We start from the raw sequence: 26,080 nt of genomic DNA, 5'->3' as shown, positions 1-26,080 counted from the left end.
TTTTAGATTCTGGCCTGGTAATTGTAAGGCATTAGGTGATAGGTGCGGAGAAGTTCACGAACGAAAAATATTTCAAATCGTCGTGACACTTATTCGTATGCCATTCGCTTAATGCCTACTTTTGTTATATACATATGCTATACCGAAAGAAAAGAGCTATATAAAAAATCTGTCATTCAATTAGACGATTGGGCCGATTTCGGCCGTTTGATAGAAGAACGTCCCATACGCTACAAATTCTGAACTATAAAGTACCCTCAATGGTGAACCCTTACTTTGTTCACACGTCTGTCGTTAGCCACTTAATTCCCGCTGTCACCAGGCTCCTGTTTGTTCCAAACGGGTGGCTCATGATGGGATGCTGGTTGCTTATTGGACTGGGAGTGAGTTTAGGACAGGAACAACCCACTACAACACCCGCCCGGCGCGGAGCGGCTACCCGACGCCAACAGGCTGCAACTGATTCGGCACGCGCCAACGCCCGTCGACGGGCCATTATGCGAGCCGACTCGGCCAAACAGGCCCTTCAGGAGCGTACTGATAGCATCCGCTCACTGCGAAGCGCCAACCGGCGGCCAACCGTTAACTGGCCCGACCGACGGGCCACACGGTTTTCGGAGCGGTCATCAAAATCACCATTTATTCTTCGTGATCCCAAAGGTGTTTCCACCGATTTTCGGTTAGGTCCCGATGGGAATATTGCCATTACGGAACGGGTACGGTCGGGCGTGTCGCTTTCCGGGGCACCCATGAGCAACACGGCTACCAGTTCGGCACCGGTTGTGAGTACCACCGTTCAGGGGGCTATTCTGCCGCCTACGCAGTTTGGCTTGCCGTACCGCCCCGGCGAAACAATTCCTTTCTCAACCTACAACCAGCTCCAAAACCAGCGGGTTGAACAAAATATATGGCGTGAATACAGTGCCAAGCGTGATGGGCAAAGTGCGCTAAGTGGGCGGGGACTGGTCCCTAAGCTCGAACTGCCGCCCGTTATTGACCGGCTTTTTGGCGGTAGTCAGGTCGACTTCAAACCCAATGGATTTGTGACCCTCGATTTTGGGTACCTGTATCAATTCATTGATAACCCGGTTCTTCCTGTTCGTCAGCGCCGGAATGGCAACTTTCTGTTCAATGAGCAGATCAGTATAAATTTCAACGGCAAGATCGGCGAAAAGCTGGGCGTACTGGCCAATTTCGACACCAAAGCCAGCTTTAACTTCGAGAACGCCCTCAAACTGAATTACCGGCCGGGCGGTGGTTTACCCGCGTTGGGTACCGGACAGGGCCTTCCAGGAATGCCTAATCTACCCAGCGTTCCTAACCTGCCTGGTACACCCAATCTGCCGGGTATGCCGAATGTACCGGGTATGAACGGATCAATGCCCAATTTTACACCCCAGAACGAAAGCATACTGCAAGGGCTGGAAGTGGGTAACATTAGCTGGGCGGTCAATAGTCAGTTAATACCGGGTGTACAGAACCTATTCGGTATAAAAACCCAGTTGCGGTTCGGTAAGCTGAACGCCACGCTGGTCGCTTCGCAACAGCGGTCGCGGAAGAACGAGATTGTGCTGCGTGGGGGAACGTCGAGCCGTCCGTTCGAAATCCGGGCCGATCAGTACGACGAAAACCGGCACTTTTTCCTGTCGCAGTTCTTCCGGGCCAACTACGAATCGTCGCTGAAAACGCTGCCCCAGGTAACCTCGGGAGTAAACATAACACGCGTGGAAGTGTACGTGACGAACCGGACGAACACGACCGAATCCCTGCGAAACATCGCTGGCTTTCAGGATTTGGGCGAAGGCAACCCATACGCGCAGAACAACCCGAACCTGCCGCCCTTTTCCCGCAATAACCGAACCCCGACCGACAACGCAGCTAACAGCCTGTACAATAAACTCACCGCCAATACCGCCAACCCGTTTCGGCAAGTGGACCGGGCCAATGAGGTATTGACGGGTACTTATACACTTAATAAAGGAACGGATTACGACCTGCTGCGGGGGGCCAAACGCCTGACCGACCGGGAATACAAACTCCAGCCCGAACTGGGCTATATCTCGCTGGTAACGCCCCTGCGAAACGATGAGATTCTGGCCGTTGCCTACGAGTATACTTACCAGGGCCGACGCTATAAAGTGGGTGAACTAACCGAAGATTATCAGGCCCGGCGTGACGATGAGGTGCTGGTACTGAAATTGCTAAAGTCAGCTACGCTCCGTAATAATCTCCAGTTGCCGATGTGGAACCTGATGATGAAAAACATCTACTCCCTCAATACGGCACAGATTACGCGTCAGGGATTCCAGTTACGGGTTATTTACAAGGACGACTTAACGGGTATCGACAACCCCAACCTTCAGGAGGGGCCGATTCAAAACATACCGCTGGTTCAGGTGTTCGGCATGGACCGACTCAACCAGCAGCTGGACGCCCAGCCCGATGGTAACTTCGACTATGTCGAGAACATCACCATCGACAGCCGGTACGGCAAGATCATTTTTCCGACGCTGGAGCCGTTCGGGGCTTATCTGGCTACCCGGCTTGGTAATGACGCGACTTTGCGGTCCAAGTACGTGTTCGACCAATTGTACCGAACCACGCAAACCGACGCTCAGCAGATTGCGGAGAAGAACAAGTTTTTCCTGAAAGGGTCTTTCCAGTCGGGGAATGGAGCCGAAGTGCAACTGCCTTATGGCGTCAATGAGCAGTCGGTGACGGTAACCGCCGGTGGTGTGCCGCTGGTAGCCGGTCAGGACTACATACTCGAAGCACAGATTGGCCGGTTGCGGATCATCAACGAGAGCGTAACGAATTCCGGCCGCGAGATTCGCATCAGCTACGAACAGCCCGACCTGTTCCAGAACCAGATTCGTACCCTGATTGGTACCCGACTGGATTACGCCATCAATAGAGACGTTAGTATCGGGCTGACGGCTATGCACATGAAAGAGACGCCCGCCGGTTTTCTGACCCGCGTGGCCCTTGGCAATGAGCCCGTCAACAACACCATTCTGGGCGTTAACGCCAACATCCGCAAAGATGCTCCCGGCCTGACGCGCCTGCTCGATGCCTTACCGGGCGTGCAGACTAAAGAAATGTCGACGGTTCAGCTCAATGCCGAAGTGGCTCAGCTGTTTCCCGGTACGAACCAAAAGGCGCGGAACGAAAGCTATCTGGATGACTTTGAAGCGGCCCGCACCATCTTCGATCTGACCCGTCAGCCCACGCGCTGGCGACTGGGTGCTACTCCCCAGCAGTTTCCGCAGGGCTCCTTTGCCGACCCGTTGCCGTTTGCCTACAACCGTGCCCGTATGTCGGTCTACACAGTCGATCCCAGTATTTTTGGCTCGACGGGTACGCTGGGCGTTGCTTCGAATATTGATTTGGAGGACGTAAATGGGCACGTTTACGAGCGGCCTTTCCTCCCTCAGGATCTGTTCCCGGGCCGGTCGGCGCGGGTGGTTCAGTTGCCCGAAAGTATTCTCGACGTATCGTATTTTCCGGCCGAGCGGGGGATGTATAACTACAATACCAACCTGGATGCCGCTGGTAGACTGCCGAATCCCAGACAGAATTTCGGGGCTGTAACGCGGGCCATCGCGTCGGACATTGATTTTGATAACGCCAATATCGAGAACGTAACATTCTGGCTGATGGACCCTTTCGTTCCCGGTGAGGCCGGTAAAGTGCGGGGCAGCAGCGATGATACAAAGAATATAAACAACACCTCGGGCGGTAAACTGGTCTTCAACCTCGGCGATATTTCGGAAGACGTTATTAAAGACGGCCGGTACGAGTTCGAAAATGGTTTCCCAGCCAGTGCCGATACGACCAACAACCCCAGAATCGGGGGTGTTCAGACAACCAACTGGGGGAAAGCGCCCACGCAGCAGTTTGTCACAAACGCCTTTCAGAGTGGTGTTCGCGAACGGCAGGATATTGGTCTGGACGGATTGAGCAGCCAGCCTACTATTCCGGACGGGGTGACATCCGAACAGCAGTTTTTTCAGAATTACTTACGGGCCATCCAGACGCGCGTAACTGACCCGGCGGTACTGGCTGAGATTCAGCAGGACCCTTCCGGCGATGATTTTAAGTTTTACCTGGGCGAAGAGGCAGACCAGCAGAAATACCTTGTTGCGCGGTACAAGCGGTTCATGGGCATGGAGAATAACTCTCCCGAAAACACCAGCACCAACCAGTTTCTGACCCCCGCGTCGTCGACACTGCCCGATATTGAAGACCTGAACATCGATAATACCATCAATGATAACGAGGCATATTATGAGTACGAAGTAGACTTGCGGCCCGGTAAACTGGAAGTGGGCGCATCGAAATACATTGTCGATAAAGTATCTGTACCCACAAAAGGGGCGCCAGGGGGCGTTGTTACCTGGTATCAGTTCCGGATTCCGATTCGTGAGCCACTCCGTAAAGTGGGCAGCATCAACGGCTTTAAGTCCATGCGTTTCATGCGGATGTACCTGACCGACTTTGCCGAGCCGGTCGTGCTGCGTTTTGCTCAGTTGCAGATGGAGGCCAACCAGTACCGCAAGTATACCGGCGACCTGACCCAGCGCGGCCTACAGGAAGTGCCCGAACCCTACGATGCTAACTTTACGGTGTCGACGGTGAACGTAGAAGAAAACAGCAGCACCCAGACGAGCGCTCAGGGAGGTGACAAATACATTTACTCCGTACCGCCGGGCTACGTTCGCGACCGGGACTATACTCAGCCGAACGTCGTTGAGCTGAACGAACAGTCGATGCGCCTGAGTGTAACCAACCTGCGCGATGGTGATTCGCGCGGGGCGTTCCGGAATACCAATCTTAATCTGCTGTTCCGGGAGCGACTCAAAATGTTCGTACACATGCACAATCCCGACAACGAAAGCGGGCAGGTGTCTACCTTCATTCGGGTCGGAACCGACTACACGGACAACTATTACGAAATTGAAATTCCCGATCTGGTGGCTACTCCGTCCGGTAACCAACCAGCCGACGTGGTCTGGCCGAGTGCGAATGAACTGGACCTGGCACTGGAAGAACTCATCAATCTAAAAGCCAACCGGAACCGGTTGTACACCCGCCGGACATCGCTCCCGTACTCGGAACGATCAGTGAACAACCGCTATATACTAACCGTGGTTGGGAGCCCGGATTTGAGTTCAGTGCAGTCGATCATGATTGGCGTGCGCAACCCCAAAATCGCTGGTGACGGCGAACGCCCCAAATCCTTTACGGTCTGGGTCGATGAACTCCGGGCGTATGGGTACGACCAGCACGCGGGCATGGCCGCTATCGGGTCGCTGAATATGAAACTGGCCGACATTGGTACGCTGACAGCCTCCGGCCGCATTACGACTTTTGGATTCGGTGGGGTGCAAACGCGTATTGGCGAGCGGGCGCTCGAAACAACAACAGAATTTGGCTTTTCGTCGGCGCTGGCCGTCGACAAGTTCCTGCCTGCCAGCTGGGGGCTTCGTATTCCGCTTTACGTGAACTACGACCACCGCAATGTTGACCCGCATTTTGACCCGCTGGACCCCGATACGCCCCTGGAAACATCGCTGTCGACGAAAGCGGAGTCGGACCGGGACAGCTACCGCCGACTGGTACAGGACAACACAACCCGCCGAGGGTACAATTTCTCAAATGTCAGAAAAGTAAAGACCAACCCGGAGTCAAAATCACACTTCTGGGATTTCGAAAACTTTGCTTTTACCTATGCCTTTACCGATGCCAAACGCACAAATATTCTGACGCAGGAGTATTTACAGCAGCAGACGCGCGGGGGCATTGCGTACACCTACACCGGTCAGCCGAAAGCGTTTGAGCCGTTCCGCAACAAGGCGTCTTTCGAGGCTCCCTATTTACGCTGGCTTAAGGATTTTAACCTGACGCTGCTGCCCACGCTGGTGTCGATTCGGACTGATCTGGACCGAAGTTTCATCAAAACGCAGCTTCGCTCTTCGGACCTGACAACCAATGGCATCATTCCGCAGTACGAAAAGTACTTCCTTTTCAACCGGTATTACGACCTGACCTGGAACCTCACGCGCAGTCTGGTACTGACCTACCATGCGCAGGCCAACGCCATCATCGACGAACCTGCGGGCGATATCAATACCCAGGCCAAGCGCGACTCCATCCTGACCAGCCTCAAGAACCTCGGGCGGATGAAGAATTTCGTGCAGGATATCCGGGCTACATACCGGTTGCCGCTCGACAAAATTCCGCTGCTCGACTGGATTGCCGCCGATGCCGTATATGGAGTCGGGTACCAGTTTCAGGCTAACTCCTATGGCGTGGCCGATTCGCTGGGTGTACCCTTTGGTAACGTGATTCGCAACAACCGGGAGCGGGGCATCACCGGACGGGTCGACTTAATTCGGTTGTACAACAAAATCAGGTATCTGCGTTTTGCCAACACCCCGTCGCCCATTCGCAAGAACTTTGCCCGTAACCCCGGCGACGTTGAGGATGTTGTCCGGAGTGAGAACACGGTGCTGAAAAACTTTACGCGGGCTTTGCTAACGGTTCGGGGGATCAACTTCTCGTACATTCAGCAGGAGTCGACGATTCTACCGGGCTTTTTACCAACGCCCAAGCTGTTTGGCGTTAGTTCCGGGGCCGGGAGTGCGCCGGGACTTGGGTTTGTACTGGGTAGTCAGGACCCAAACATTGCGTACCGGGCCGCTGATAAAGGATGGCTTTCGCCAAGTACGGTACTCAATACGGCCTTCCAGCAGAACATTACCCGAAAGTTTACGGCCAATACGACGCTGGAGCCTTTCAAAGATTTCAGGATGCAGATCAACTGGCGTCTGGACCGAACGGATGCGTATCAGGAATACTTCCGGCCGGGGGCGCAGGGCGGCCCGTTCGAGACGTACTCGCCGGTGCGTAACGGGCAGTTCAGCATGTCGTTCTGGTCGTTCCGTACGGCTTTTGAAGGATTGCGGGGCGATAATACCTCGCCCATTTTCGACCGGTTTGAGAGCTACCGTCAATTTTTTGTTGAGAAGTTGACTAAAGCCAATTCTGAGGGTGTGGTGAAAGGAGAGTATACCAAAACATCGCAGGATGTGCTGATTCCGGCATTCTTTGCGGCTTATAGCGGACAGCCGGCTGAGAAAGCACAATTGTCGCCGTTCTATAATTTCCCCCTGCCGAACTGGACAATTGCCTACAATGGCCTGTCGGGACTGGGTATTATTCGGAAACAGTTTAGCGCGTTTACCATCAACCACAGCTATTCGTCGACTTACAGTGTCGGAAACTTCATTTCGAACCTGGACTATACAGCGGCTTACGTCAACCTGGCCGTGCAGGGTTACCCCATGGCAGCGGCTATTAATCAGTTGGGGCAGTATGTACCGGTGTTTGCGATGAGTACCATCACCATGTCGGAGAAGTTTCAGCCGTTGATAGGGGTACAGTTTCAGACCAAAAGCCGCATTAGCGGACGTCTGGAGTACAACCAGAGCCGCGACGTAGCCCTGAATCTGTCGAACTCGCAGGTGGCCGAACTGAGCAATAAAGACCTGACGGCTTCGGTGGGCTTTACCCGGCAGAATGTACGCATCCCGTTCCTGATAAACGGGGCCGTTAAGCGATTGAAAAACGACCTGACCTTCTCCTGCAACCTGACCCTGCGCGATACGCGGGCCATTCAGCGAAAACTGGATGCCGAGCAGATCATTACGGCCGGTAACGTGAACTTCCAGCTTCGCCCGCAGATTAGCTACATCGTTAACCGCCGGTTGAACTTCAACTTCTATTTCGACCGTACGTTCAACGATCCGCTCGTTTCGAATTCCTTCCGGCGCGCCACAACATCGGGCGGTATCCAGGTGAAGTTTAATCTGGCAGAGTAGGAAGATTGTCAACAATCGCCCTCATGCACCAGTTGACTTACCAACTACTTAGCAAACAATTATGAAATACAACCAACTTGGCAGTACCGGCGTACTCGTCTCCGAAATCTGTCTCGGCACTATGACTTTTGGCGGCAATGGCTACTGGAAAGCCATGGGCGAACTCCAGCAGGATGCCGTCAACGAGATTGTGAAAACCGCTGTTGATAACGGCATCAACTTTATCGACACCGCCAACGTGTACTCTTTCGGTGAGTCGGAACGGCTACTCGGGCAGTCGATCAAATCGCTGGGTCTGTCGCGCAGCGAACTCGTGATTGCCACGAAAGTGCGGGGCCGCATGGGCGAAGGGAAAAATCAGGTTGGCCTGGGCCGTTTGCAAATTATGCAGCAGATAGAGGATAGCCTCAAACGCCTGCAACTGGACCATGTCGACCTGTACCAGATTCATGGATTTGACCCCATCACACCCCTCGAAGAGACCATGCGCGGGCTGGAAGATGTAGTCCGGAGCGGCAAGGTGCGCTACATTGGCTGTTCGAACCTAGCGGCCTGGCAGGTCATGAAAGCCAACGGTATTGCCGATAAGCACGGCTGGACGAAGTTTATTTCTACCCAGAATTACTATTCCATTGCTGGTCGCGACCTCGAAAACGAGATTGTACCGATGGTGCAGGATCAGCAGATGGCAATTTTGCCATGGAGCCCACTGGCGGGTGGTTTTCTGTCGGGTAAGTACACCCGGAATAATAAACCGGAGGACGGGTCACGGCGGCTCAACTTCGACTTCCCGCCCGTTAATCAGGAGCATGCCTACGACATTATTGAGGTGATGCAGTCCATTGCCGAAGCGCACCGTGAAGACGGATCGGGGGTATCGGTCGCCCGGATTGCGCTGGCCTGGGTGCTGGCCAAAGCTGGCGTTACGAGTGTAATTATAGGGGCTAAGAATACCGACCAGCTTCTGGATAACATCAAAGCGGTTGACATACGCTTAACCACAGAGCAACTTCAGCAACTTGACGAAGTGAGTGCTAAGCCAAAACCATACCCGCAATGGATGATCGAGCGGCAGGGCAACGACCGGCTGGGGGCAGCTAATTTCTCCCCGAACCAATCAGCGGTAGCTGCCAAATAGTTGACTAGCAGTAAATTCCCATTACCGGCCAGGACGTTCTGGCCGGTATCGCTTGCAAATACGCCCTCATCTGTCGTATTTTGCGGCCATAAATCAATTTCCCTACAATGAATTTTCCTGCAGAACTAAGCTATACGGAGGATCACGAATGGATTCGGATAGAAGAGGACGGTACGGCCGTAATTGGTATTACCGAATTCGCACAACACGAACTGGGTGATATTATCTTCATTGATGTTGCGACCGTTGGTCAGTCGTTACCGAAAGGTGAGGTTTTTGGTGCGGTTGAGGCTGTTAAAACTGTATCAGATCTGTTTCTGCCGGTAGAGGGAGAGATCCTTGAGCTGAATCCGGCCATCGAAAAATCGCCGGAACTGCTTAATAGCGACCCATATGGTGAAGGCTGGATTATCCGCCTGAAACCCGCCGATGCGTCGCAACAGGACGGCTTGCTAACCGCCGATGCTTATCGGGAATTGGTTGGTGCCTGATTTACCGCATTGAACTCCAGAAGGCTCCGCAAGGGGCCTTTTTTTTAAACAATCATTTTTACCCGGCCCCTGCCCCCGAAAACAGCCGGGACGTCACTCATGCAACTCCTGATTCGTTCTGCCCGTATTGTTGATGCTGCTTCATCGTTCGATGGACAGGTATGTGATATTCTGGTTGATAATGGCCTGATTCGTCAGATTGGCAACAACTTGCCCGTCGACGCGAATGTCCGGGTCGTTGAAGCCGATAATCTTCACGTCTCCCTCGGTTGGGTCGATATGCGCGTGCTGACCCAGGACCCCGGTTACGAACACAAAGAAGACCTGACCAGCGTGTGCCGGGCCGCAGCTGCCGGTGGATTCACCGATATTGCCGTACTGCCCAACACGCAGCCCGTTGTGGATGCCAAGGGGACACTGGGCTATATTCAGCGGATGGCCGAGGGGCAGCCGGTACGGGTACACGTCATTGCCGCTGTCACAAAAAAAGCCGCTGGTGAAGATTTTACGGAAATGCTCGACCTGCACCATGCAGGTGCCGTTGCGTTTTCGGATGGAAATCACCCGCTTCAGAACCCCGATCTGCTGCTTAAAACACTTCAGTACTTACAGCCGGTCAATGGTCTGCTCATGAACCGCCCGGAAGAAACCCTGCTGACGCGTTTCGGACAGATGCACGAGGGCATTCAGAGCACATTGCTCGGCCTGAAAGGCATACCTGCGCTGGCCGAAGAGCTGATGATTGAGCGCGATTTGCGGCTGCTGGATTATGTGGGTGCAGGACAGACGGAACCCCACGAATCAGAACACGGATTTTCTCCCGCATTACACTTCTCGACTATTTCAACGGGCCGGTCGGTAGAGTTGATCCGGCAGGCCAAAGCGAAAGGGAGCCCGGTGAGTTGCGACGTGGCGGCCCATCAACTGGTTTTTGACGATTCGGCCCTGTCGAGCTTCGACACAAATCTGAAAGTAAACCCGCCATTCCGCTCGGTGGCCGATGTGCGTGCGTTATGGGACGGCCTGAAAGACGGCACCATCGATGCGATTGTATCAGACCATACGCCCCACGATCCGGAATGCAAAAACCTGGAATTCGACCAGGCCGATTTCGGTATTATCGGTCTGGAAACGGTTTTTTCCAATGCGATCATGCACAATCAGGATTTGCCTTTACCGCAACTTATCGAGAAGCTGACTACCCGGCCCCGGCAGATACTACGCCTTCCGGTAACGGCCATTGCTGAGGGGCAACCAGCCACCCTGACGCTCTTCGACCCCGCGGGTAGCTGGACGTACGATCGTACGTTCTCTAAATCGAAAAACTCACCATTTCTGGGCCAAACGCTCACGGGCCGCGTAATCGGCACGGTGCATCGCGGCCAATTGACGACTACCTTATGAAAAGTATCCTCAATTATTTTGGGCATCCGCTATTAAAGTTTCCGCTTCTTGCCGGGCTGGCTACGGGGGTTCTTTGCTTTCTTTATTTTCTGGGTCTGTATGCCATTGGCGTACCGGCGCTCGGGAATATCCGCGTCCTTGATTACGGGATTCACATCATCGTAATGATTGCCACCGTCTGGTATTACCGAAAGCACATTGGTCAGGGGCGGCTTCATTTATGGGAAGGCTTAACCATTGGTTATGTTCTCAATACGATAGCTGCCCTGGTAACGGGCTGGCTTATTTACCTGTTTGTGACCCAGATCGATCCGGGCGTTTTTGCCGAGTATGTGACAAATTCAAAAAAGCTTTTGCTGGAAGGCAAGAAGCAGATTACCGATCAGTTTGGCCCTGAAACGTTTGCCCAGCAGTGGGAAAAAGTATCGACCATGCAGCCGGGTGTATTGCTGCCCGACGAACTTACCAAAAAAACAGCACTAGCCGTACTGCCCGTTCTGATCATTTCGCTTATTTTTCGGAAGCAGGATTACAGCATCATGCAGTAAAATCGACTTGTAACTATGAATGAACAACCGTCTACCGCTCGTGTAGCCCTGAAATGGGGCGTTATCTTTGGCCTCGTACTGATGGCTATTACGCTGGTTATGTACCTCACCGACCAGACGACCAATCCGTTGTTCAGCGGACTGACTTTAGGGGCAATGGTTGCCTTCCTGATTCTTTCGATGCGGGAGTTCAGGTCGTTAAACGGCGGCTATATGGCCTACGGCGAAGGGCTTGGCCTTGGGGCACTTACCTCTGCCATAGGCGGGATACTCTCTTCGGCTTTTACGACCTTCTATAATGTATTCATTGATCCAACGGTACAGCAACGGGCTATGGAAAAAGCCCGCGAGAAGCTGGAAGAACAAGGAAACATGTCTGATGAAGCCATTGATCAGGCTATGGAATGGTCGGAGAAGCTACAGTCGCCGGGATTTACGTTTATTGCCGGGGTGTTTGGCACGTTAATCGTTGGCTTTCTCTTGTCGCTGATTGTGGCCGCGTTTATACGCCGGAACAAAGCAAATCCGTTTGACTAAGTACTTGTGTACCTGTTTTTGTGGTGAACCGTAAACCGAGTTCTGTCCGTGCTGGCTATTTTTCGTAAAGAGGTCAACCAATTCTTCTCGTCGCCAATCGCCTACATTATCATGGGCGTATTTCTGACAGCCGTAGGGCTATTGCTCTGGGTGTTTCCGGATACGAGTTTGCTGGAGAATGGGTATGCCGATATGGGTACTTTTTTTAACCTGACGCCCTATGTCATGCTATTTCTGGTGCCTGCCATTACTATGCGCTCCATTGCCGATGAAGTGCGGGCGGGTACCCTCGAATGGTTGTTGACCAAGCCCGTCAGCCGATGGGGTGTGGTAGGCGGCAAGTTTCTGGCGAGCTGGCTGCTTGTTGTAGTTACGCTGGTCCCCACGATACTGTATTACATAACGCTGTACCAGCTTGGTTCGCCCATTGGTAATATCGACTCGGCGGGCGTATTTGGGTCGTATGTAGGTCTAGTGTTGCTGGCGGGCGTATTTGTCGCCATTGGCTTATGGGCTTCTTCGCTCAACGATAACCAGGTAGTGGCCTTTGTACTGGGGGTTTTCTTCTGCTTTTTGCTTTATGTTGGCCTCAGTGCCCTGGCGGGTCTGACCCTGCTCGGCGGGCTTTCGTACTATTTATCGCTCTTCGCACTGGATGAACAGTACCGGGCGCTGGGCCGGGGAATTATCGACACCCGAAACGTTGTGTATTTGCTCAGTCTTGTTATACTTTTTCTTCTTCTCACGGCCAACAGGCTGAAATCAACCTGATGAAAATTACTCCGATTTTAGTGCGATGGATGGCCATTGCCTGGACGATCATAATGCTTATCGGCTGCTTAACACCGCATTCTGACTTGCCGGATGAGCTATTGACCTGGAATGACAAAGGGCAGCACTTATCGATCTTTGCCCTTTTTGCCATACTCTGGCGTATGACCGGTTTTCCGTTCATTACGGTAATGGTGGCGGGTCTGCTTTTTGGGGCGTTGATCGAAGTGCTTCAATACGTGTTACCCATCAACCGCAGCGGAGACTGGATGGATCTGGCTGCCGATTTTGTTGGTGTCATTATCGGCTTGTTGCTGGCCCCCGTCGTTCAGAAAATGGTGAAGATCGAGTATTGATCGCTGATCGGAGTCAAGCAGGTAAGGGCCTGACGTTGCGAGACACGTCAGGCCCTTTATCGATAAACCATCGCTAGCGCATGGCTGTTGGCCGGGAGGCCGCATTGCATTTGGTACTGATAATTTTGTATGCCTGTGAATAGCCCAACTCGCCCGATCGGCTCAGATCAATGCAGGCTGCGGCTTCATCGCCCGAATCGAAACGGATGATACCCCGCAGGTAATACGCTTCGGCATGACGCGGGTTTAATTTGATGGTATTATTGCAATCAATGAGGGCACCTTTCTGATCGCCAAGCGACGACCGGACAACACCGCGAATGAAGTACGTTTCGGCATTCGTTGGACTTAGTTCAACGACCCGGTTGAGGTCTTGCAGGGCCAGCTTACTATCGCCCTCCGAGTTTCGGATGAGGCCTCGTAACAGATAAGCATCCGCACGGTCGTCGGCTAATTCCGTGGCCTTGTAGCGGTCCTGAACAACCGAGCCGAATAACTGTAGCGTACTGGCCGTAATGAAATCACTGTAATAAGCTTTGTTGGTTTTGTTGGCCGTACCCATCTCGATGGACTTGTCGATATCGGCGACGGCCTGTTTCACATTGCCTAACCGGCTCTTGCAGAAACCACGGCTGAACAGCGCCCTGAAATGATTGGGATTTAGTTGCACTGTTTTATCGAAATCGGTAAGTGCATTTTCAAATTCACCTAGCCTGGATTTAACCAGCCCTCGCCGGTAATACAGTTCAGGATCGTCTTTGCTTAATTCGACGGCCCGGTTAAAATCGAGAATTGCGTTTTTGTAATCTTCAAGTTTAAAACGAGCATACCCACGGCCTGCCAGTGCCAGTGGTTTGTTGGGCGATTTTTCGAGACTCAGATTATAGTCGGCCAGCGCCCCTTTGTAATCGGTCAACTGCATTTTGCAGTTTCCTCTGGCGATCAGCATCATAACATCGCTAGGTGCCAGTGTCACCGCTTTGGTAAAGTCGGCCAGTGCCGTGGTTGTGTAGTTGATCTGAAGTCGGCAGAGGCCCCGGTTGTAATAAAATAGTGCATCGTTCGGGCTCAGTTCAATAGCTCTGTTGAAATCCTGCATAGCGCCCCGGAAGTCTTCCTGGCGGGTTCGGTTTATGCCCCGGTATAAGTACGCATTCGCATCGCCGGGGGTAAATTCAATGGCTAAATCGAGATCGAGATTAGCCCCCTGAATGTCATTCAAACTGATTTTGGTGAGTGCCTGATTATAATAACTCGGTCCATTTTCTGGATTCTGGATAATCGACATTGTAAAGGCCTGCAAGGCACCGGGGTAATCTTTTGCGGCACTTTTCTGAATGCCTTCGTTAAAGTAATCAGTAGCTGTTTGCGTTTGCGCTGGCTGAGCAAAGGACGAATGCATCTGCGCAGTCAGGTACAGAAAAAGAAGGGATACGTGCAACGTTCTCATGTTTATTATATGAGTTGATTTATGGAGAATACCGGCCTGAATCTATTTTTGATACAAGTAATGCATAAACAGGCACATATATGTATACTAAATATAAAATATGTCTTCTATGTTGATTTGGGTAACAAATGGGGTATATGCTTGTTGTATATACATGTATAGCTACAGCCCACAGCCCGCAGGTCAATCAACAAATGTTTGAGCGACTGGCCGTACTGCAAAGACGGCTGCTGCCGTGACTCCCAGTGGAATACGGGCAGGGCATTACCGGAAAATCGCCAACTTAACCGCTCAAATTATTGATTGCTATGAATATTGGATTTATTGGTTTAGGCAAGATGGGGTTTAACCTCGTTAGTAACTTGGTAAATCATGGCCATACTGTTGTTGGCTACGATATTAACGAAACGTTAGTGGATGCTGTCAAAGGCGAGGGAGCCCAGGGCGCAAATACATTGCAGGAACTATATAATGCGCTGCCGGAAAAACGGGTATTATGGCTGATGATTCCGGCCGGTCCGTTGATTGATAATGTGATTGACCAGTTATTAGCGGTTATGCAGTCGGGCGATGTGATCATTGATGGTGGTAACTCACATTACAAAGACTCACTCCGGCGGCATGCTTACCTTAAAGAGAAGGGCATTGGTTTCCTCGATTGCGGAACCAGTGGCGGAATTAGTGGAGCCTTAAACGGTGCCTGTACTATGGTTGGGGGCGACCCGGACGTGATTGAACCGCTGCACAGCATTTTTCGTGACATTTCAGTGGAGGACGGCTATCTGTATACCGGCCCGGCTGGTAGTGGCCACTTCACCAAAATGGTGCACAATGGTATTGAATACGGTATGATGCAATCTATTGCCGAAGGATTCGAGGTATTAGAGAAGAGTCAGTTTCCCTTCGATTTCGAAGCCGTTGCTAAAATGTGGGGACATGGCTCGGTTATTCGTGGCTGGCTAATGGAACTGACCGAGAATGCCTTTAGCAAAGATCCCAAGCTCGATTCCATAAAAGGGCGCATGTTCTCGTCGGGCGAAGGCCGGTGGACACTCGAAACAGCGCTGGATCTGGGCGTACCGACACCCGTTATTGCACTGTCTTTACTGACACGCTATCGTTCTTTGCAGGACGATACCTTTACGGGTAAAGTCGTGGCGGCTCTGCGGAACGAGTTCGGCGGACACGCCGTTGAGAAAAAATAAAATTTATCTTACTAAAGTACTATCCAATTAAATTCACGTAATTTCGTTGGTAAAAGGAAGAGGTTCAGGTCACTTCGAGTTCGCCAGGAACGAGAATCGAAAGGCCTGAACCTTTTTTATAACTACTAGACATCTTAATTCAACTCAGCGTACTTATACATGAAGGTATTAAGCACCCTACAGGACCCTACTTTTCAGGGGCGCGATTACAGCCGATTAGATCGTTTTTTTCTTCACTATATCAAAGACGAACGGGATCTGCCCTTTATCTACCTCACGCTTCGCATTAGTCTAACCCTTATTCCGCTGAGTATTCTTCTATTTATGCCGTTCGTAACCGGCTGGATTTGGTGGACTGTAGCGGCTGTTCATTTTTTTATCAGCAACTTCAGGTTCAAAGGCCCCTTCGGTCTGATGCTCCACTGCACCAGTCACCGTCCGTTTTTCAAGCCTGAGTATGGCTGGATGAATAACTACCTGCCCTGGATACTGGCACCCTTTTTTGGACACACCCCCGAAACGTATTACAGCCACCACATTGGCATGCATCATCCCGAAAATAACCTTGAAGATGATGACAGCAGCACAATGACGTTTCAACGTGACAGCTACCGGAGCTTCCTGGCTTATTTTGGTCGGTTCTTCGTGGTTGGCGTGCGGAACCTGCTGGATTACCTGCGGCTGAAAAACCGGGCTAAGTTAGCTACCCGCGCCCTGACGGGCGAGATTATCTTTGCTGTCATTTGTGTGGGACTATGTTTCATAAACTGGCCTGCTACGGTGTTGGTGTTTCTGTTGCCGCTCGTCATCTACCGCCTGATTGCCATGCTCGGCAACTGGACGCAGCACGCATTTGTTGATGGTGAAGATCCCGGAAATGCTTACAAAAACAGCATCACCTGCATAAATGTAAAGTACAACAAAAAATGCTGGAATGACGGGTATCACATCAGCCACCATGTTCGCCCTGCTATGCACTGGACTGAACACCCGACTTTTTTCCTGAAAACAATCGATAAATACGCGCAGAATCGAGCCATCATCTTCGACGGTCTGGATTTTGGACAGGTGTTTTTCCTGCTCATGCGCGGTAAGTACGACGTATTGGCTCAGCATATGGTCAATATCAACAATACCTTTACCGACGATGCAGATGCGATTGCGTTACTGCGTCGCCGGACGCAGCGGATACCGGTAAAAATGGACGTTCCGGCTATGAGCCAGGTGAGCGTTGCTACGGCCTAAGGGTTTGTGACATAGCTGGTTACAGAGGCCCGAAAAACACAGCGATAAAAGGAACTCCTGATTGTCTGTGTTTTTCGGGCCTCTGTTTATTTGTACTTGTCAGCTGTTGCTGCCGTCAATTCGCTTTTCAATGATGCGTTGAACATCGACGGATACTGTTGAAAGGAAATCGTAGCCGGTCATGGATTCGATGGCATCAATACTGGTTAAATAAGCACGCCAGGGCTTATCGGCAGCCGCCTGCGTATTCGGAATGGATACCGCAATGACGCGGGTGTTTTCGGTGAGTTGAAATGTGTTGTCACCACTGGGTGGAACCACAATCAGTATTTTCCAGAGTATGGCTGGAACGGTTAGTTTTCCATTGCCTATAGAAGTGGCAAACCCATTAAGACCCGTGCCACCGGTACCACTTGTACCGGCCAGAATGTACACATCGTTGCCGTTGCTGATAAGCTGCCGTTCATACTCTTCCAGATTCTTCCAGACTTCACGATTATGACGGGGCGCTTGTGGCACGATGTTGGTAAGGAGAAAGGTAGCGGCATTATCTTCGGACGTGGCATCCCGGTCGTCGGAAGGGCAAAGGTGACCCCGGTCGAAGCCGGAGTTGGTATAATCGGACGTTCGGGCCGTGGACCAGCCTGTTGGCAAAGCCGGGTCAGGACGGAAAAGGTCTACTCGTTTGGCATCGCCTTTCCAGGCCGTACTGAGGTGCCAGCTCACCCAGTTGGCAATGCCACGGCTGCGGCTGTAGGAGAGCGTATACTGGGGTCGGCTGATGAGGTAATTATCCGGGTCACCGGCAGTTGCGTTACTTGGGTTGCCCAGGGCGAGGTTATCGGTTCGGCTTAGAACGGCGGATGTGGTTGTTCCCGGTAACGACGGACGAACGCTGAGACAACCGTTGAGCAGCAGACCCAGACCCAGCGCCCAGCTTATAGTTTTAAGTTGATCGAAACCTTTCATTGATTTTACTGACATTCTTGCGGAACTTTACAAATAATCCATAAATGTACTGATTCTCTACTTCAGCTGCCCGGCCTGTGAAAGGAAAGAATCAGCATTAACCCAATTGACGAATACCTGCTGTTATGGCTAAAAAGAAGCAATCACAGGGCTACGAGAACCCTCGGCCGCCCCAGGAAAGAGCGGTTACTCCTAAACCTGCTTTGACGAATGCTGGCAGTACCGGTCGGCCCCACACCACCGAACCCGGCCAGCGCCCATCGGTACGTACCCAGCCACCAAAATCAACTGACCCGAAGACTGACTTGCCCATTGAGGAACGGTACGTTAAATGGTGGCCTCCCGTTGTACTGGCTTTGCTGGGTGTTGCCCTGTATATCAATACTTTTGGGCATCAGTATGCACTAGACGATATAGCCGCTGTGGGGCAGAATCTGTTCGTGAAAAAAGGTATTGCCGGTATTCCAGACCTGCTTCGCACCGAGTTCTGGCACTTTAGTAATATTTCGCTGGGTTACTACCGGCCTTTATCCTTGATTACGTTTGCGTTGGAGCAGGAGTATTTTAAGGATAATCCGAATATCAGCCACATGATCAATGCGGGCCTGTACGGCCTTACGGGTCTGGTAGTGGGTATACTGCTGCAGAAATGGCTTACCAATCAAACCATTACGGCATTCCTGATCGGGCTGGTTTTCGTGGCGCACCCGCTGCACACCGAAATTGTTGCCAATATTAAAGGACGCGACGAAATACTGAGCTTTCTGTTTATTGCGCTCATGCTGCTGTCCTACTGGCGGTATCTGGAAACGAATCAGCAGGGTTGGATAATCGGGGCTTGTGCCTCCCTGTATCTGGCTTTTCTCTCCAAAGAATCGTCCATCGTTAGCCTGGCACTGATTCCGGCCATGCAGTACTGGTTTGCCCGCCGTAATCTCTGGAATTCGCTCATTAGCCTATGGCCATTCCTGATTGTGGCGGCTCTGTTCTTTTACCAGAAACAGAAAATGATCGGTACCCTCAGCGGTACGCCCCCCGTCGACTGGGCCAATTATCCGTATGCTATTGAGAAGACCCAAAAGTCGACCATGTTCAAGTTTCTGGAATACTACATCCGACTGCTGATTGTTCCGCATCCGCTGGTGTATGATTATTCGTACAACGTGATTCCATCGGGGGGTAAGGGCGATTTGCTGACCTGGGCGGGTTTCTTCACCTTTGTGGGGTTAATCTGGCTCACCTGGAAAGGGTTTGTTAAACGCACACTTTGGGGATTCGGTATTTTCTGGTTCTTTGTTACCATGGCGCCGGGACTTGGCTTCATCTGGATTCGAGGAGGTATTTTCGCTGAACGCTTTACGTATGCCGCCGTCATGGGTTTTGCCTTTGTACTGGTCTGGGCATTGCAGAAGTTACTGGTACGCAATCCGGTCGACGCGAATGAATCCCCAACCCAGTTACGTCTGGTTCGCTACATGCCATTGCTGGGGCTGATGGCGGTTGTAACGGGGTTGTACTCGTTCAAAACCGTTGAGCGCAACCGCGACTGGGAAAATAACTTCGTTCTTTTCAACTCAGCACTCCCATATGCACCCAACAGCTGTCAGGTACAGCGGCACGTAGCTAATGAGTGGATTGAAAAAGGGTTGAAAGACCGCGCCAAAGCCGATTCCATTGCCAACGCAACGAACGCTATTAAGCCCAGGCCAACGCCTGAGCAAATCAAAAAAGCACAGGTGCTTATTGATACAAACATTGCTCATGCCAACAAACACGGGCGCTGGGCACTCGACCATCTTCAGGAATCGACCCGGATCTACCCAAGCTTCGGTGAAGCGTACTTCTCGATGGCGTACGTGTTTCAGAAAATTACGCCTAATGTCGACTCGGCCAAATATTATTACAAGCAGACGATCCGGGCGGCCAACGCTTATGCCCCCGCATACAACAATCTGGGTGTAATTTATCAAGGGGAAGGAATCGCGCAGAATAACCGGCAGAAACTGGAACTGGCATCGTATTACTACAATCGCTCGATGGTGGTGAACCCCGCCTACGTCGATGGGCAGAACAACCGCATGAATCTGATGAAGGCCACGGGAATCGACGTACAAGCGCTGCCCGATTCAATTATCAATAAGTATTAACGGCATACTGGTTTATTTACAAGAAGCCCGATTCTGATCAGAATCGGGCTTCTTGTAAATAAACCAGTATGCATTCAGGGAAGCTGGTCCAGCGCTATCGTCGGTGCCTGATGTTGAGCCGGTCTCGTATAATCAGATTTAAGGGGCGTGTACATATCGAAGAAACCGCAGTTACGCAGAAAGAAACGCTGATTCTGAGCAAGCCCACCGGCAAAGTCCATCCGGTACGCTTTCTTCGCGGTGTTGTCGCCCGTGAACTGCGCCTGGGTTAACTCCAGCCAGTTTCCGTCTTTGCTCCTGACCCATTGGTTTGAGAATTCGACTTCCCGCTGCACATTGCCCGTTTCGGGTGTGAAATTTTCCAGAAAGGAATAAAGTGACTTAAGATAGGTTGTGGTTTTGGGGCGTTTAAAACTGGCGATCAGTTGCCAGCGAGCGCCATCCGCTGGCATAAAATAGGCAGTATAGGCTGTGTACCCGCCTGCATCGGGTTTGCCATGCAGCAGAAATCGGTAAGTTTGTCCGGCTACCCAGTTGTAGCGCAGGTAGCTCTGCCCGCCTGAACCCTCGTTGCCAAACTCATTCGTGACAACCTGCTCGCCCTTGCGATCAAGCAGAATTTTCTGGTCGGCCGGAATCTGGCTGGGGTTATCGGTCTGAAACGGACTCCAAACAGAAAACAAGATTCGGCGTTCGGTGGGTGAGTTGACCTGCATCCCGAAATACCCTTCGCCAAAGCCATTGGCCATGTAATATGACCCGATGATGTCATTCCCTTTGGGAACGGTTATCTCATTATAGAACCATTCGGCGTCGATACCCTCGGGAACGGCGTAGCGCAGATGCACCGACGGCCCGCGCCGACCCCAGTAGAAAAAATTGCCGTCGTTGTTGCGGACAAAAGCCGTTTGCTCATCGACGACTGGGCCACTGATACCAAAATTGGTTACGTCGGCGTAGGTTGCGCCAGTCTTGCTGATTCCCTGCAACGTCAGTTTCACATAACCCGCTTTCGAAATCGTCCACTGGCCGAGCGGGTAATCTATAAATGTGCTACCCTGCACATCGATGTCCTTCGACTTTCCCAGCAAAGTGATCCGCAATCGGCTCTTACCGGTGGGAACGCGCAGGTTGATGGACAGATGCAGCGTGCCCGTTTGGGCAACCCGCACGTACGTATCGACCGTACTGGCCGGGCTCGACCAGTTTGTCAGGCCCTCTTTCGAGACAGTAGCCGCCAACGATGGTGCATTGGTCACCCAGCTATTGCCGCCAAGCGGAACCCGTACTTCGTTCGGTTCATGATGGGGGCGGGTGGTGGCGGGGCCAACCGTTGTCAGGAGCAGACAGCCCAGTTGCAGCCAGTGGAGTGCGATCATGGATAAGACAGGACGAAAACGGTGAATGAGGGAACCGTGGGCAAGGTAGCTCCCTCATTCGATAAATGCTGACTTAAAGCGGATTTTGCCGAAGGTTTTTGTTCAGTACGATCTCCGATTCCGGAATCAGGTTAACCACTTGCTTGTCGTCCGGCAAAACGGTCTGCTGCCCGTTCTGGGTGTTGTGAAAGCCTGGATAGCTGCGAGTGAGGCTCCGGTTGTTGCGGAACAGATCGTAGGGGCGATGCCCCTCGAAAGCCAGCTCCAGCCGACGTTCCTGAAGCACCACGTCGAGCACCGAAGGTAAGCCTTTCAGATCTGCCGCAGTATAGAGTTCGGTACCAGTCAGCCCCGCCCGCTGGCGAATCAGATTGACATCACTGAGGGCTTTGGCAGCATCGCCCTGTTTGGCGTACGCTTCGGCCCGGTTCAGGTACATCTCCGATAGCCGCAGCACAACGGGCGAACTTAGCGTAGGGATACCGCCCTGGTTGGAAAATTTGGTAATGTACACTTTATCAATACCGTTGCGCTTTTCCTGAAGCCCCTGACTCGTCAGTTTCCTGACCAGAAACGACCGGCGTTTATCGTTCGGGTATTTGTTGACCAGATCCTGGTATTCCTGCGAGGCATACACTTCGCCCCAGCCAACGCCCCCCGGCGATGTGTAATACATGGAGCCAATGGCGCTCCAGGTGCGGTCATCTTTCAGTGTATGCTTGATCGCGAAAATAACCTCGCGGTTCTGCTCGTTTTCCAGCGTGTAAAAATCCGGCACCTGCGTGGGTGTTGCCAGCGCAAACCGGCTATCAGCAATAACCAGATCGGCATATTTGATGGCGTTGGCATTGTCGTTCATGTACAGGTACACCCGCGAAAGCAGTGCATTGGCCGATGCCGGACTGGCGTAGCTGCTTGTGCGAAAAGAGGTCATGAGTTTGGCGGCCCGCTGAAGCTCACTGAGCACGAAGGTATACACCTCTTTGACCGTGTTGCGGCTGGCGTTGTCGTCGGCTTTGGCGTCGGTTTTAATGATGATGCCGAGGTTCGTTTCCGGGCTTTGGGTGTACGGGCGGCCAAACAGCCGAACCAGGTCGAAATGCACCATAGCGCGCAGAAACAGGTTCTCACCCAGAATCTGATCAAGCTCCGGCGAAGTGCCTTCCTTGATGGCGACAATCACTTTATTACAGCCCACAATGACCTGATAGCCCTTCCGGTAAATGGCCAGCGCGTTGGCCTGGTCGGAGGTGTGACGGTAGGTGTACGTCAGGAACAGGGGATCGGTGGTGGTGCCGCTCAGGGTGATGTTATCGCCCGGATATTCGTTCATGATGTACAGATTACGGGTGTAATCCGAATCTTTTATGAACGTGTAATTGCCATCTGTAGCGGCCCGAAGTCCTTGTGCATTTTGTAGAATGGCATCCTCCGCCAGACCGTTGTAGGGCTTTTTTTCGATGCTGCAGGCCCCCGCCAGAACGAGCAGGCCCAGCAGCGTAAAACGGGAAAAATAAGATTTCATAAATGCGGTTGCTTAAAAGCTGAGTTGAACGCCAAAGACAAATTTCTTGCTGAAGGGGTATTTCGTCCCGACTTCACCCGTTTCTGCCACGTCCGGGTCGATACCCGAAAATTTCGTGACTGTAAACAGGTTATCGCCCGATGCCGTCAGCCGGACGCTGCCGAGGTGGGCTTTGCTGACCAGGGCTTTGGGCAGGTCGTAGTTTAGGCTGACGTTGCGAAGCCGGAGGTAATTGCCGTTTTCGAGGAAACGCGACGACGGGCGCTGGGCGTTTTTATTGCCGCCGATCACGTATTTTGGGTGAGTGGCGATGTCGCCCGGTTTTTCCCAGCGGCTCCAGCCGTCCTGCAGGGCCATCAGGTTGTACCGGTCATAGGCCCCGTCGTTGTCGAACAGGTTCCGGTCGCCGTTGTAGAGCGTTACCCCGGCTGCATAGGTAAAGAAAGCGTTCAGCTCGAAGTTCTTCCAGTTGAGCACCTGACGAATACCGCCAAACAGTTTTGGGTTAGCATTGCTGCCGATGAACTGAAGCGTGGCTTCGTTGTAATTGTTGGTCGTGGCGGTCGTGCCGTCAGCATTGACCTTTTGCCAGAGCGGGTCGCCGGTGGGTGCATCGACGCCCATCCACCGACGCATGTACCAGCTGTTCAGCGGCTTGTCGAGCGCAAACGGACGCTGCCCGTTGGCCACGAAGGTACGGTCGCCGTAGAGGGCCGTCAGTTCGTTGCGGTTCATGCCGACGTTCACTTCGGTGCGCCATTTGAGGGCGGTTTTTTGCAGGATATCTGCCGATAACACCACCTCAAGTCCCTGATTGCGTACGGCTCCGATGTTTTCCGTAATGAACGCGTAGCCGCTGGTTCCCTGCAACGGTCGGTTGAACAGCAGGTTGTTGGTCAGCCGGTTATAGAGGTCGACGGTAACGTTCAGCCGGTTCCAGAGGGTAGCGTCCACACCGAAGTTAGCGTTGTTGGATACTTCCCACGACAGGTTGGGGTTCTCGATACGGGTAGGATAGGCCGAGGGCACCCCCGCATACTGACCCGTGAGGTTATACAGCCCCTGCGAAGCATAATCATTGATACCGTCGGCATTGCCCGTAGTACCGTAGCTGAGCCGGAATTTAAGGTTGTTCAGCGTCGGGTTGTTGTTCAGGAAGGCTTCGTTGGAGGCAATCCAGCTCAGACCCACGGCGTAGAAGTTGCCGTATTTACGGTCGCGCCCGAACTTCGAGGAGCCATCCCGCCTGAACGAGGTTGTCACCAGATATTTTTCCTTATAGCCGTAGTTGGCCTGGAACAGGTAAGACGCAAAAGCATTATCGGTTTTGGTGCCGTTGATGCTTTCTGGCTGGGAGGTTGCGTCCAGAATGTTCAGTCCCGAGAAAATGCCCTTTCCCGTTGCGCCCAGCGATTCGAAATAATAGGTCTGGTATTCATAACCAGCCAGTCCGTCCAGGCTGTGCCCGTCGCCAAAGCTGTGCCGGAACCGAAGCAGATTGGAGGTGAGCAGGTTGTAGTCGCGGCTGGTGTAGTCCGTTAACCGGCCCAGCACGTCGGCTGCGGCATTACCCCGCAAATCCTGGCTGCTTTCGCTGCCGTAATAGTTGGTTTGGGCGCGGTTGGTTGTCGAGAGCGAAAGCCAGGGCAGCAGGTCGTATTCGGCTTTAAAGAGCACATCTCCCGCAAAGGTATTTTCTTTGAACGTGTTGAATGGCTGATTGTATACGAAGTTAGCGTTATCGCGCCCGTACCATTTTTTGGCACCGGTAATCGGGTTGTACGGCTGTCCGTTGTCGTACGGGTCATCGTAGGGCAGGTAGGTGTAGGCGCCGTACAGCGAGCCATTGCTGTTGTCGTACCCACGGGTGTAGGTACCGGCGCTGTTGAGGCTCACCCGGAACTTCTCGCTGAGGTTATGGCTGAAATTTAGCCGTAAGCCAAACCGATTCAGGCCCGTTCCTTTCAGGATACCTTCTTCCTGATAGTAGTTGCCGCTCAGGAAAAATCGGGTTTTATCGCTTCCGCCCGATGCACTAACCTCCGCCAGGGTGTTGGTGGCGGGGCGAAAGGCGATGTCGAACCAGTTCGTATTGGCGTTGGCTTCGGGGGTGGGCAGGTAATCATTGACGTTACCGTTGGGCTGGTCGCGCTGGTACACGCCTTTCTGAAGGGTGTACAGCTCCTGACCGTTGAGGAGCCTGAAATTGCCCAGGCTCAGGTAACCAACGCCTTTGTTCAGCCGGGCCGTAACCTGAGTTTTGCCCGATGCGCCCCGGCGGGTGGTCACCACAATGACTCCGTTGGAGGCCCGGGCACCGTACAAAGCCGTAGAAGCCGCATCTTTAAGCACGGTGATGGACTCGATATCGCTGGGGTTGGGAATGCCGCCAATTACGCCGTCGACTACGTAAAGCGGGTTGGAACTGGCCGTGAGTGTACCAATCCCCCGAACCAGCACTTTAGGCGGCACACGCGGGTCGCCGGAGCTGTTGCCCACGAACACACCGGCGGCTTTTCCCTGTAATAACTGCCCCACATTGTTGGCCGTTACGTCTTTTAGCTCCTTCGCACTAACGGCCTGTGCGGAGCCGGTCAGGGTTTTCTGGCGGGTCGATGTGTAGCCCAGTACCACCACTTCGTTCAGGCTCTTGTTGTCGCTGACCATGCGCAGGTCGATGGTCGTCTGATTGCCAGCGGCAACTTCCTGCGAGGTGTACCCAACGGAACTGAATACCAGAACGGTGCCGGGCTGAATGCCAGTCAACTGATAGCGGCCGTTCCCGTCGGTAGTGGTCCCCCGCGTTGACCCCTTGGCCACTACATTGACACCCGGCAGTCCCTGTCCGTTTTCCGAATCGACAACGGTACCGCTGAGATTGCCCGCGGTTTGGGCATGGTTGGTGATACTAAGCAGAAAGAGCCCTAGTGCCAGCAGCCAGCGGGCGGGCGGACAGACCAGCGTCTGTACATACATAAACGTGCTGTTCATACGAATAAGATGGAGTTGGATTGGTGTCTTTATGAAATCAA

At 52.6% G+C, this 26,080-nt stretch carries 16 protein-coding genes; 11 read left to right on the top strand and 5 right to left on the bottom strand.

From position 1 onward, the window contains the following. Window positions 1-260 precede the first annotated feature (260 nt). From sprA to NT073_RS30305, 8 genes are all read left to right on the top strand, one after another. Entirely contained in the window at window positions 261-7,883 is a 7,623-nt protein-coding gene (sprA, locus tag NT073_RS30340; RefSeq protein WP_297381661.1) for a cell surface protein SprA, read from the top strand. A gap of 61 nt (window positions 7,884-7,944) precedes the next feature. Beyond that, the gene (locus NT073_RS30335) at window positions 7,945-9,021 is read left to right on the top strand and encodes an aldo/keto reductase (protein WP_297381659.1); all 1,077 of its coding nucleotides are present in this window, start codon (window positions 7,945-7,947) and stop codon (window positions 9,019-9,021) included. Window positions 9,022-9,128: 107 nt separating this feature from the next. Then, window positions 9,129-9,512 (top strand): glycine cleavage system protein GcvH, encoded by a 384-nt coding sequence (gcvH, locus tag NT073_RS30330; protein ID WP_097127811.1) that lies wholly within the window; start codon window positions 9,129-9,131, stop codon window positions 9,510-9,512. Between the two features lie 99 nt (window positions 9,513-9,611). Next, window positions 9,612-10,916, top strand: coding sequence for a dihydroorotase (locus tag NT073_RS30325; protein ID WP_297381657.1), 1,305 nt, complete (start codon window positions 9,612-9,614; stop codon window positions 10,914-10,916). Continuing rightward, complete coding sequence (locus NT073_RS30320) at window positions 10,913-11,464, top strand: DUF4199 domain-containing protein (protein ID WP_297381655.1); 552 nt, start codon at window positions 10,913-10,915, stop codon at window positions 11,462-11,464. The genes NT073_RS30325 and NT073_RS30320 overlap by 4 nt, the downstream gene beginning before the upstream one ends. Window positions 11,465-11,479: 15 nt before the next feature. Continuing rightward, on the top strand, window positions 11,480-12,001 hold the full coding sequence (locus tag NT073_RS30315) for a DUF4199 domain-containing protein (RefSeq protein WP_297381654.1): 522 nt from the start codon (window positions 11,480-11,482) through the stop codon (window positions 11,999-12,001). 48 nt (window positions 12,002-12,049) lie between these two features. After that, window positions 12,050-12,772 (top strand): gliding motility-associated ABC transporter permease subunit GldF, encoded by a 723-nt coding sequence (gene gldF, locus NT073_RS30310; protein WP_297381653.1) that lies wholly within the window; start codon window positions 12,050-12,052, stop codon window positions 12,770-12,772. Next, window positions 12,772-13,128 carry a VanZ family protein gene (locus tag NT073_RS30305; RefSeq protein ID WP_297381652.1) on the top strand — a complete coding sequence of 119 codons (357 nt, stop codon included), beginning with the start codon at window positions 12,772-12,774 and terminating at the stop codon, window positions 13,126-13,128. The genes gldF and NT073_RS30305 overlap by 1 nt, the downstream gene beginning before the upstream one ends. 73 nt (window positions 13,129-13,201) lie before the next feature. Here NT073_RS30305 and NT073_RS30300 read toward each other — a convergent pair whose 3' ends face one another. Continuing rightward, on the bottom strand, window positions 13,202-14,578 hold the full coding sequence (locus tag NT073_RS30300) for a tetratricopeptide repeat protein (protein WP_297381650.1): 1,377 nt from the start codon (window positions 14,576-14,578) through the stop codon (window positions 13,202-13,204). A gap of 308 nt (window positions 14,579-14,886) precedes the next feature. Here NT073_RS30300 and gnd point away from each other — a divergent pair, with 308 nt between their 5' ends. Together gnd and NT073_RS30290 are read left to right on the top strand one after the other, a co-directional pair. Then, a complete protein-coding gene (gene gnd / locus NT073_RS30295) occupies window positions 14,887-15,783 on the top strand; it encodes a phosphogluconate dehydrogenase (NAD(+)-dependent, decarboxylating) (protein ID WP_297381649.1) in 897 nt (298 codons plus the stop codon). Between the two features lie 159 nt (window positions 15,784-15,942). After that, the gene (locus tag NT073_RS30290; RefSeq protein WP_297381648.1) at window positions 15,943-17,028 is read left to right on the top strand and encodes a fatty acid desaturase; all 1,086 of its coding nucleotides are present in this window, start codon (window positions 15,943-15,945) and stop codon (window positions 17,026-17,028) included. 99 nt (window positions 17,029-17,127) lie between these two features. Here the strand turns inward: NT073_RS30290 and NT073_RS30285 are convergent, their stop codons facing one another. Beyond that, window positions 17,128-17,997, bottom strand: coding sequence for a DNA/RNA non-specific endonuclease (locus NT073_RS30285; protein ID WP_297381647.1), 870 nt, complete (start codon window positions 17,995-17,997; stop codon window positions 17,128-17,130). Between the two features lie 125 nt (window positions 17,998-18,122). Here NT073_RS30285 and NT073_RS30280 point away from each other — a divergent pair, with 125 nt between their 5' ends. Beyond that, window positions 18,123-20,144, top strand: a complete 2,022-nt coding sequence (locus NT073_RS30280; protein ID WP_297381646.1) for a tetratricopeptide repeat protein — start codon at window positions 18,123-18,125, stop codon at window positions 20,142-20,144. Between the two features lie 74 nt (window positions 20,145-20,218). Here the strand turns inward: NT073_RS30280 and NT073_RS30275 are convergent, their stop codons facing one another. The 3 genes from NT073_RS30275 to NT073_RS30265 all read right to left on the bottom strand — a co-directional run bounded on the left by NT073_RS30275 (window position 20,219) and on the right by NT073_RS30265 (window position 26,039). Then, complete coding sequence (locus NT073_RS30275) at window positions 20,219-21,523, bottom strand: DUF3472 domain-containing protein (protein WP_297381645.1); 1,305 nt, start codon at window positions 21,521-21,523, stop codon at window positions 20,219-20,221. Between the two features lie 73 nt (window positions 21,524-21,596). Beyond that, a complete protein-coding gene (locus NT073_RS30270) occupies window positions 21,597-23,048 on the bottom strand; it encodes a RagB/SusD family nutrient uptake outer membrane protein (protein ID WP_297381643.1) in 1,452 nt (483 codons plus the stop codon). 12 nt (window positions 23,049-23,060) lie between these two features. Further along, the gene (locus tag NT073_RS30265) at window positions 23,061-26,039 is read right to left on the bottom strand and encodes a TonB-dependent receptor (protein ID WP_297381642.1); all 2,979 of its coding nucleotides are present in this window, start codon (window positions 26,037-26,039) and stop codon (window positions 23,061-23,063) included. Window positions 26,040-26,080: the final 41 nt, after the last annotated feature.

Origin of the sequence: Spirosoma sp. (assembly GCF_026391055.1) — a bacterium.
Classification (GTDB): domain Bacteria; phylum Bacteroidota; class Bacteroidia; order Cytophagales; family Spirosomataceae; genus Spirosoma.
This window is presented reverse-complemented; position numbering and strand designations above follow the sequence as displayed.

Coding starts and splice junctions, on each gene's coding strand:
- NT073_RS30325 (WP_297381657.1), top strand. CDS start 9,612: ATGCAACTCCTGATTCGTTCTGCCCGTATTGTTGATGCTGCTTCATCG.
- NT073_RS30335 (WP_297381659.1), top strand. CDS start 7,945: ATGAAATACAACCAACTTGGCAGTACCGGCGTACTCGTCTCCGAAATC.
- NT073_RS30300 (WP_297381650.1), bottom strand. CDS start 14,578: ATGAGAACGTTGCACGTATCCCTTCTTTTTCTGTACCTGACTGCGCAG.
- sprA (WP_297381661.1), top strand. CDS start 261: ATGGTGAACCCTTACTTTGTTCACACGTCTGTCGTTAGCCACTTAATT.
- NT073_RS30290 (WP_297381648.1), top strand. CDS start 15,943: ATGAAGGTATTAAGCACCCTACAGGACCCTACTTTTCAGGGGCGCGAT.
- NT073_RS30285 (WP_297381647.1), bottom strand. CDS start 17,997: ATGAAAGGTTTCGATCAACTTAAAACTATAAGCTGGGCGCTGGGTCTG.
- gnd (WP_297381649.1), top strand. CDS start 14,887: ATGAATATTGGATTTATTGGTTTAGGCAAGATGGGGTTTAACCTCGTT.
- NT073_RS30270 (WP_297381643.1), bottom strand. CDS start 23,048: ATGAAATCTTATTTTTCCCGTTTTACGCTGCTGGGCCTGCTCGTTCTG.
- NT073_RS30265 (WP_297381642.1), bottom strand. CDS start 26,039: ATGAACAGCACGTTTATGTATGTACAGACGCTGGTCTGTCCGCCCGCC.
- NT073_RS30315 (WP_297381654.1), top strand. CDS start 11,480: ATGAATGAACAACCGTCTACCGCTCGTGTAGCCCTGAAATGGGGCGTT.
- NT073_RS30305 (WP_297381652.1), top strand. CDS start 12,772: ATGAAAATTACTCCGATTTTAGTGCGATGGATGGCCATTGCCTGGACG.
- NT073_RS30280 (WP_297381646.1), top strand. CDS start 18,123: ATGGCTAAAAAGAAGCAATCACAGGGCTACGAGAACCCTCGGCCGCCC.
- NT073_RS30320 (WP_297381655.1), top strand. CDS start 10,913: ATGAAAAGTATCCTCAATTATTTTGGGCATCCGCTATTAAAGTTTCCG.
- gcvH (WP_097127811.1), top strand. CDS start 9,129: ATGAATTTTCCTGCAGAACTAAGCTATACGGAGGATCACGAATGGATT.
- NT073_RS30275 (WP_297381645.1), bottom strand. CDS start 21,523: ATGATCGCACTCCACTGGCTGCAACTGGGCTGTCTGCTCCTGACAACG.